Origin of the sequence: Nocardiopsis sediminis, assembly GCF_042650565.1 — a bacterium.
Taxonomy (GTDB): Bacteria; Actinomycetota; Actinomycetes; order Streptosporangiales; family Streptosporangiaceae; genus Nocardiopsis_B; species Nocardiopsis_B sediminis.
Window position 1 is genome coordinate 468,585 of record NZ_JBHSBH010000010.1, and the last position, 9,233, is coordinate 477,817.

7 protein-coding genes are annotated in these 9,233 nt (G+C 73.9%); 6 read left to right on the forward strand and 1 reads right to left on the reverse strand.

The annotated features are described in order from the left end of the window. Nucleotide 1: 1 nt before the first annotated feature. Nucleotides 2–220: a DUF5957 family protein gene (locus tag ACFOVU_RS17150; RefSeq protein WP_378534786.1), complete on the reverse strand. Its 219-nt coding sequence runs from the start codon at nt 218–220 to the stop codon at nt 2–4. A gap of 372 nt (nt 221–592) precedes the next feature. Here ACFOVU_RS17150 and ACFOVU_RS17155 point away from each other — a divergent pair, with 372 nt between their 5' ends. The 6 genes from ACFOVU_RS17155 to ACFOVU_RS17180 form a co-directional block, all read left to right on the forward strand. Then, nucleotides 593–2,428: an asparagine synthetase B family protein gene (locus tag ACFOVU_RS17155; protein WP_378534788.1), complete on the forward strand. Its 1,836-nt coding sequence runs from the start codon at nt 593–595 to the stop codon at nt 2,426–2,428. A 48-nt stretch (nt 2,429–2,476) separates the two neighbouring features. After that, entirely contained in the window at nt 2,477–3,529 is a 1,053-nt protein-coding gene (locus tag ACFOVU_RS17160) for a PLP-dependent cysteine synthase family protein (RefSeq protein ID WP_378534790.1), read from the forward strand. A gap of 5 nt (nt 3,530–3,534) precedes the next feature. Next, the gene (locus ACFOVU_RS17165) at nt 3,535–4,734 is read left to right on the forward strand and encodes a M24 family metallopeptidase (RefSeq protein WP_378534792.1); all 1,200 of its coding nucleotides are present in this window, start codon (nt 3,535–3,537) and stop codon (nt 4,732–4,734) included. 14 nt (nt 4,735–4,748) lie between these two features. Continuing rightward, complete coding sequence (locus tag ACFOVU_RS17170; RefSeq protein WP_378534793.1) at nt 4,749–5,543, forward strand: putative hydro-lyase; 795 nt, start codon at nt 4,749–4,751, stop codon at nt 5,541–5,543. Between the two features lie 66 nt (nt 5,544–5,609). After that, nucleotides 5,610–6,326, forward strand: coding sequence for a sulfotransferase family protein (locus ACFOVU_RS17175; protein WP_378534795.1), 717 nt, complete (start codon nt 5,610–5,612; stop codon nt 6,324–6,326). A 130-nt stretch (nt 6,327–6,456) separates the two neighbouring features. After that, the coding region (locus ACFOVU_RS17180; protein ID WP_378534797.1) for a type I polyketide synthase at nt 6,457–9,233 on the forward strand (2,777 nt) is incomplete at its 3' end.

Below are 9,233 nucleotides of genomic sequence, written 5' to 3' on the forward strand. Positions count from 1 at the left end.
GCTACCCCTTGCCGCTCCCGAGAGAGGCCTTGCGCGCGTAGCGGGCGTCGATCAGCGGGGCTCCGACGCCGCCCACGACGGCCAGGATGATCGACAGGTAGGGGACGCCGGTGGGCTCGCCGAGGGCGAGCAGCGTGGCGATGGCGATGACCTCGGCCAGGACGATGCCGGCGATGAAGCCGCCCACGATCCCGAGAACGGCGACGATTGCGGTGCGCATGCGGGCCTCCAATTTCGTGTCTTCACTGACCGGTCGCCGTCAGGCTAGGCCGCCACCTCCCCGGTGCGCATTGGGCCGGCGACGGAACCCGGTCTACTCCGCCGGATGTAGCCGTGCCCCGGCCACTGCCCCAGCGGGCGTAGGCCGCCGCGGGCACGACCGCGGAGCCGCGCGCCACGCGGATCGCTAGGGCAGCGCGCCCCCGATGTTCAGCCGCCTACGACCTCGTTACGAGACCCCGCCCCCACTCTGGTTCGGACAGCACGGCCGTGACGTGGTTCGACCCGCGCGCAGGCCGGTCGCACGCGGTGCAGGCCGGGCCTCCACGCCGATATCGCGGCCGCTGAACACGGAACACGGAAAGGGTGTCCGATGTCTGGCGTTGTTGGCTGGATCGACTTCGAGAGGGACCTCGTCAGAGACCGGCCCGTCCTCATGGCGCTGACCGGCACCCTGGCACAGCGCGGGCCCGACCAGGAGTCGGTGTGGGTGTCGCGGTACGCCGCATTGGGCTACCGGGGCCTGGACGCGCCGCCCGTGTCGGGCGGGCAGCCGTTCGTCGTGGAGATCGGGGATGCACCGGTCGCGGCGTGCGTGACCGGCACCCCGGCCGGCCTGGAGGACCTGCGCACCCGCCTGCGCGCGGCCGGGTGCGCGCACGCCGCGCGGGCCGGTGCGGCGGAGCTGGTGGTGCGCGGGTACCTGGAGTGGGGCGAGGACGTCGTGCCGCGGCTCACCGGCGCCTTCGCGCTGGCGATCTGGGACGGCCGCACCGGGGAGCTCGTGCTGGCGCGCGACCGGATGGGCGGCCAGACCCTCTTCTACGCGGCCGGCCGGAGCGGCGTCGTCTTCGCCAGCGAGCGCAAGGCCCTGCTGATGCACCCGGAAACCGCATCGGTCGTGGACATCAACGGCCTGCGCGAGGTCGTCGCCCACGCCCTGCCTCCGGGCCCGATCTTCCACGGCCTCTCCCAGGTGGAATCGGCCGAGATCGCGCGGTTCGGCCGGTCGGGGTGGACGCGGCGGCGCTACTGGCGGCTGGAGCCGCGCCCCCACACCGACGACGTGGAGGCCACCGTCGCCACCGTCCGCGCGATGCTGGAGGAGGGCGTGCGCGCCGCCGTGCCCGAGGACACCTCGCAGGTGGCCGCCACCCTGTCGGGCGGGATCGACTCCTCGGCCGTGGCCGCCCTGGTCGCCGCCGAAATGCGCAGGCACGGCCGTGACCGGCTGCGCACCTTCACCGTGGACTTCGGCGGTGAGGCGTTCCGGCGCGGCGCGGTGCACGACACCCGCGACGAGCCCTACGCCCGCGCCGTGGCCGAGCACATCGACGCCACCTACAACCTCGTGGAACTGGACCCGGCCGACATCCTGGACCCGGTGGTGCGCACCGGGATCATGCGCGCCAAGGACTGCCCCACGCGCATCTACGACATGGACGCCTCGCAGTACCTGTTCCTCCAGCACGTGGCGGCCCAGGGCGCCAAGGTGGTGTTCACCGGCGGGATGGGCGACCAGCTCTTCCACGGCGCGCGCTGGTCCACCGACCGCGAGCTGGTGCAATCGGGGACCTTCCCCTGGATCGCGCTGGCCCAGCGGCACGGGTCGGTCAACGGGTTCGGCACGCGGCTGCTCGACGCCGGGGTGCTCGCGGCGCTGGACCTGCCCACCTATTACCGCGACGCCTACGCGTCCGCGGTGGCCGAGGTGGAGTACCTGCCCGAGGACGACGACTGGCAGCGGCTGATGCGGCAGGTCTCCCACCTGCTGCTGACCCGCTTCCGCACCGACTCGGGCCTGTTCAACGCGGTGGGGCTGCAACTGCGGGCGCCCATCAACAACCACCGGCTGATCGAGTACGCCTACAACATCCCCGCGCGGATGCAGACCCACGGCGGGATCGAGAAGGGCCTGCTGCGCGCCGCGGTGGCCGATACCCTTCCCGAGCAGGTGGTGCGCCGGCCCCAGAGCGCCACCCCGGTCAGCGCCAGCCCCGCCTACGCCCAGCGGCTGCACCAGGAGTTCACCGCCGTCCTGGCCGACCGCCAGGCTCCGGTCCACCCGCTGATCGACCTCCCGGCCGCGGCCAAGATCGCCGACGACCCCGCCTCGCTCATCGGCGACCGGCTGACCCGGGCCGACGTCGACCTCGTCCTCCAGCTCAACCTCTGGCTCGACTGCTACCGGGTGCGCCTGGCCCTGTAGACAGCGACCGTTCGCCGCAGGCGACCCACAGCCCATGGGGGGCCAAGAATGATTTACGACAACGTGTTGGAAACGGTCGGCCGGACCCCTGTGGTGCGGCTGCGCCGGATCACGGCCGGCAACGGTTCGGAGATCCTGGTCAAGCTGGAGTCGTTCAACCCTGCCGGCAGCATCAAGGACCGGACCGCCCTGGGCATGGTCGTGCGGGCGGAGCTGGACGGCCGGCTCAAGCCCGACGGCACGATCATCGAGTCGACCTCGGGCAACATGGGCAAGGCCCTCGCGCTGATCGGCGCCGCCCGCGGCTACCGGGTGATCCTGGTGACCGACCCCAAAGCGCCGCGGTCGATGGTCGAGTTCGTCCGCGCCCTGGGAGCCGAGCTGGAGATCGTCGACACCCCCGATGAGAACGGCGGATACCAGCGCCCCCGGCGCGAACGGGTCCGCCGGCTCACCGGGGAGATCCCCGACTCCTTCTGGCCCGACCAGTACAACAACGCCGACAACGCCGCCACCCATGCCGAGCAGACCGCCCGCGAACTGCTGGCCGAAGTGGACAGCTTCGACGCGCTGGTGGCGGCGGTGGGCACGGGCGGCCACATCAGCGGGATCTCGGCGACGCTCAAGCGTGAGAAGCCCCGCGTGGTGACCGTGGGGGTCGACGCGGCGGGCTCGGCGGCGTTCGGCTTCCCCGTGGGCTGCTGGGCCATGCGCGGGCTGGGCATCGCCTGGCCGCCCGGCAACCTCAGACACGAGCTGGTCGACCAGGTCCAGCTGGTGACCGACCATGAGGGGATCGCCACCAGCCGGATGCTGGCCCGCAGCGAAGGGCTGCTGGTGGGCGAATCGGCCGGCGCCGCGGTGTTCGGGGCGCTGAACTACGCCCACCGCCACCCGGGCAGCCGGATCGTGACGATGTGCCCCGACGGAGGGGCGAACTACTTCGGCGAGTCCTTCGACGATGCCTGGCTGCGCGAGCGCGGCCTGTTCGCGCCGATCGCCGCCAACGGGCTGGACCGGCTGGACCGGCTGATCGAGGCCGCCGCGGACCCGGTGCACCCGCCCGTTCACCGGGCCGACCGCGTGGCCGAGAGCGGGTGAGGGCCGTGCTTCTGGCACACACCGGCCGACTGGGCCGGCGCATGGACGAACTGGGCCTGGACGGGCTGGTCGCCACCACCCCGGAGAACATCCACTACCTGACCGGGGTCTCCAGTGTGTCGCTGGAGATCTTCCCCTACACCGGCAGCGCCTTCGCCGTCGTCACCCGCGACCGCCTCGACCACCCCCACCTGATCAGCTCGCGCTGCGACCTGGACCAGGCGCTCGACGCCGGCGCCGGCCTCGACGGCGCGATGGGCTTCGGCCGGTTCTTCCGCGAGCCCCCCGAGCACCCCGGCGACCTGTCCGGGCGCGAACAGCGGCTGCGCGAGTGGTGGGGCGACGACGCTCCGGACACGGCCGCCGATGCCCTCGCCGAGACCCTGAAACGGGCCGGACTCGCCTCGGCGCGCATCGGCGTGGACGAGGACGCCGCCCGCCCGGGCCTGTACGCGGCCCTGGCAAAGGCCCTACCGGGGGTACAGGTGCGTCCGGCCGCGGCGGTGCTGCGGTGGACGCGCAAGGCCAAGACCGGGCCGGAGCTGGCCCGGATCGCAGCGGCGGCGGCAGTGGCCGAGCAGGGGATCCGTGCAGTGGCGGGCATCGCCGCACCGGGGGTGGCAGAACGCGACCTGGTACGGGAGTTCGAGCGCACCGTCGCCGCGGCGGGCGGCCGGCCCAAGTTCAGCCACATCAAGATCGGCAGCGCCGCGGTGACCGGGCAGACCCGTCCGGCCGACACCCCGCTGCGCCGCGGCGACGCGGTCTGGTTCGACGTGGGCTGCGTGGTCGACGGCTACTGGGCCGATATCGCCCGCGTGCTCACCCTGGGGCCGCCCGCCGACAAGGTCGCCCGCTACTACGCGGCGATGCTCGCCGGGGAGGACCGCGCCCTCGCCGAGGCGCACCCCGGGATGACCGGCGGGGAGCTGTTCGACCGCACCGTCGCCGGGGTGCGCGCCGCAGGCGTCCCCCACTACCGGCGCAACCACGTCGGCCACGGCATCGGTGTGGAGGTCTATGACCGTGTGCTGATCGCCGAGGGGAACGACGATCCGCTGGAGGCGGGGACGGTCGTCAACATCGAGACGCCCTACTACGAGTTCGGGTTCGGCGCCGTGCAGGTCGAGGACCCCTTCGTGGTCCGCCACGACCGCAACGAGCTCCTCACCACGCTCGGCCGCGATCTCGCCGTCATCGACTGAGGGAGCCCACCACCATGACGGAAACGACCCGGGAGGACACCGGAGCGCTGACCGGCGCGCAGGCACGCGCCCGCTTCCGGACGGGAGAACGGACCACGACCATCGGCTGGGCCGACCGCTACGCCCAGGCCAACCTGATCTCGGTGCCCCGCGCGGCCGCCTACGACCTGCTGCTGTTCGCCCAGCGCAACCCCCAGGCGTGCCCGCTGCTGGACGTGAGCGAGCCGGGCGGCCACACCACCGTGCTGGCCGAGGGCGCCGACCTGCGCACCGACCTGCCCTCGTACTACGTCTGGCGCAACGGGGAATTGGCCGACGAGGTCCGCGACGCCACTCCGTACTGGCGCGAGGACCTGGTGACCTTCCTGATCGGGTGCAGCCTCACGTTCGAGCGGGCGCTCATGGAGGCCGGTGTGCCCGTCCGCCACATCGAGGAGGGCGTCACCGACCCGATGTTCACCACCGCCCGGCGGTGCCGGCCTGCGGGGCGCATCTCCGGCCCCCTGGTCGTGTCGATGCGGCCGCTGCCCCCGCACCTGGTGTCCACGGCGGTGCGGATCACCGCGCGCTACCCCAACGTCCACGGCGCGCCGGTGCACGTGGGCGACCCCGCCGCGCTGGGGATCGCCGATGTGCGCCGCCCCGACTTCGGCGACGCGGTCACCGTTGGCGGCGACGTCCCGGCGTTCTGGGCGTGCGGGGTCACCACCCAGGCCGCGGTGGTGGCCTCGAAGCTGGACTTCGCGATCTCGCACGTGCCCGGCTACATGTTCATCACCGATGTGCCGGATTCCGCCTATGCGCTGTGACCTACCGCGTCCGCGACCGTTCCCGACGTCCCCGGCCCCGCGGGCCGCCACAGAAAGGAGCCGCATATGAAGGTGATCGGCGTGGGGTTCGGCCGCACGGGCACGCTCTCGCTCAAGGTCGCGCTGGACGAACTGGGCCTGGGCCCCTGCTACCACATGAGCGAGGCGATCCGGGCCCCCGGGCACAAGCGGATGTGGCTGGCCGGTGCCCAAGGCACGCCGATGGACTGGGAGGCGGTGTTCGCCGGGTACCGCTCGACCGTCGACTGGCCGGCGTGCTTCTTCTGGCGCGAGCTGGTGGCCGCCTACCCCGACGCCAAGATCATCCTGACCGGCCGCGACCCGGAGAAGTGGTACGCCAGCACCTACGAGACGATCTACCGGCTCTCCACCTGGGTCGCCCGGGTCGCCGCCCCATTGTTCCCGACCGCCCGCGGGATGGCCGCGATGACCCGGGCGGTCATCTGGGACGGCACCTTCGGCGGCCGGTTCGAGGACCGGGCACACGCCATCGAGGTGTTCCAGCGGCACATGAAGGAGGTCGTGGAGGAGGTTCCGGCGGACCGGCTGCTCGTCTACGACGTCCGCCAGGGCTGGGAACCGTTGTGCCGCTTCCTCGGTGTGGAGGTCCCTGAGGGCCGCCCGTTCCCGCACGTCAACGACCGGGACGCGCAGAAGGCGAAGATCGCACGGGCGCGCCGGCTGGTGGGGGCGGGCGTCGCCGTCGCGATCGGCGTCGCGGCGGCCGCGGCGGTGTTCGCCGCCCTGCGCGGGGGCGGCTGACCCCGCTCCCCTGCCGTGCCGCCGTGTCCGGCCCGGTCTGCGCGGACCGGGGAGAGCCCGCCGATCACGGCCCAGGTCAACAGTGCGCAGTTCCCCGGCCGCAGCCGGGGCCTTCCCGCAAGGAGTGTCAGTGGGCGAGCAGGTTCCCCCCGTTGTCCCGATGCCCGAGAACGAAGAGGGCGCCGTCGCCGTCATCGGCCTGTCGTGCCGCCTGCCGGGCGCCCCGGACCCGGCGGCCTTCTGGCGGCTGCTGCGCGACGGCGTGGACGCCGTCGGCCCCCCGCCCGCCGGCCGGCGCGACGCGGTCACCCCCGCGGCCCCCGGACCGCCCGGGTCGGATGGTGCGGTGCGCGGCGGGTTCCTCGACCGGGTCGACGGGTTCGACGCCGCCTTCTTCGGCATCTCCCCGCGTGAGGCCGCCGCGATGGACCCCCAGCAGCGGCTGATGCTGGAACTGGGCTGGGAGGCGCTGGAGGACGCCCGGATCGTCCCCGCGGGGCTGCGCGGCACCGCCACCGGGGTGTTCATCGGGGTCATCGCCGACGACTACGCCGCCGTGGTCCATCGGGGCGGCGCCGTGGACCGGCACGCCATGACCGGCCTCAACCGCGGCGTGATCGCCAACCGGATCTCCTACACGCTGGGGGCGCGCGGCCCCAGCCTGACGGTGGACTCCGGGCAGTCCTCCTCGCTGGTGGGCGTCCACCTGGCGTGCGAGAGCCTGCGCCGGGGCGAGTCGTCGGTGGCCATCGCCGGAGGCGTGAACCTCATCCTCTCGACGGAGGCCACACAGCGGGCGCGGCACTTCGGCGGGCTGTCCCCCGATGGGCGCTGCTTCACCTTCGACGCCCGCGCCAACGGCTACGTGCGCGGCGAGGGCGGCGGGGCGGTGGTCCTCAAGGCGCTCTCCCGGGCGCTGGCCGACGGCGACCGGATCCACGCGGTCATCCGCGGCAGCGCGGTCAACAACGACGGCGCCACCGAGGGGCTGACCGTCCCCGGGCAGGCCGCGCAGGAAGAGGTCCTGCGGCGCGCCTGCGCGCAGGCGGGGGTCGCCGCCGGCGACGTGGACTACGTCGAGCTGCACGGCACCGGAACGGGCGCCGGCGACCCGGTGGAGGCGGCGGCGCTGGGGGCGGTGGCGGGCGCGGGGCGCTCCGCCGGTACGCGGCTGCGTGTGGGCTCGGTCAAGACCAACATCGGCCACTTGGAGGGTGCCGCGGGGATCGCGGGCCTGCTCAAGACCGTTCTGGCCCTGGCCCACCGGGAACTGCCGCCGAGTCTGAACTTCGCCACGCCCCACCCGCGCATCCCACTGGAGCGGCTGGGGCTGCGCGTGCAGCAGGCCGCCGAACCGTGGCCGCGCAGCGAGGGGACGCCGCTGGCGGGGGTGTCCTCCTTCGGCATGGGCGGCACCAACGCCCACGTGGTGCTGTCCGCACCGCCCGGCGCCACCGTACCGGCCAGCACCGCCATCGAGGCCGGGGACGCATGCGGCGGCGCCGGCGCACTGCACGCCTGGCCGCTGTCGGGGCGCAGCCCTGTGGCGCTGCGTGCGCAGGCGGGGCGGCTGGCGGGGTTCGCGGCCGAGAATCCGGGGCTGGATCCGGCCGATGTCGGGTTCTCGCTGGCGACGACCCGTACCGCCTTCGAGCACCGCGCCGTGGTCCTGGGCTCCGGCCGCCGGCAGCTGCTGGACGGCCTAGCCGTCCTCCGCGACGGCGAACCGGCCACCCGCGTCCTGACCGGTGACGCCACCGACGCGGGTACCCCCGTCCTGGTGTTCCCGGGGCAGGGGGCGCAGTGGGCGGGGATGGCGGTCGAGCTCCTGGACACCTCGCCGGTGTTCGCCGCACGCATGGCCGAATGCGCGGACGCTTTGGCGCCGCACACCGACTGGCCGCTGCTGGAGACCGTGCGCGGCGGGAAGGGGGCCGCCGCCCTGGAACGGGTGGACGTCATCCAGCCGGTGCTATGGGCGGTCATGGTCTCCCTCGCCGAAGTGTGGAGATCGCTCGGGGTGGTCCCCGCCGCGGTCGTGGGCCACTCCCAGGGGGAGATCGCCGCCGCCTGCGTCGCCGGAGCCCTTTCCCTGGAGGACGCCGCCAAGGTCGCCGCCCTGCGCAGCCGCGCCATCACCGCCCTCGCCGGAACCGGCGCAATGGCATCCATCGGGCTGCCCGCCGACTGCGTTTCCGCGCTCGTGGCCGACTCGGGCGGCCTGCTCCACGTGGCCGCGGTCAACGGCCCGGCCGCCACCGTGGTGGCGGGCGACCCCGCTGCTCTGGACGCCTTCGTCGCCCGGATGAGCGGGGAAGGCGCCCACGCGCGCCGCATCGACGTGGACTACGCCTCCCACACCCCGCACATGGAGGTCCTGCGCGACGAACTGCTGGACGTGCTCGGCGACATCGCCCCCCGCACCCCGCACACCCCGATCCACTCCACCGTGACCGGCGGCCCGCTGGGCACCACCCCGATGGACGCCGCGTACTGGCAGCGCAACCTCGGCTCGACCGTGCGGTTCGCACAGGCCGCACGGACGCTGATCGCCGACGGGCACCGGCTGTTCATCGAGGCGAGCCCGCACCCCGTCCTCACCGGCGCCCTGCTCGACACGCTGGACGACGCCGGCGCCGAGGGCGCGGCGGTGGGCACCCTGCGCCGCGACGAGGGCGGGTGGGACCGCATCCTCGCCGCGGCCGCCGAGGCCCACGTGCACGGCGCCGGGATCGACTGGCCGGCGGTGCACGCCGCCACCGGGACGTCACGGCACCGCCCGCACGCGATCGATTTGCCCACCTACCCCTTCCAGCGCCGCCGCCACTGGGCGCGGCCGGGCGAGGGGCCGCAGGCCGCGCCCGGCGCCCTCGCCGCCGGGCACGAGGGCCCGGATGCGGCATCGGC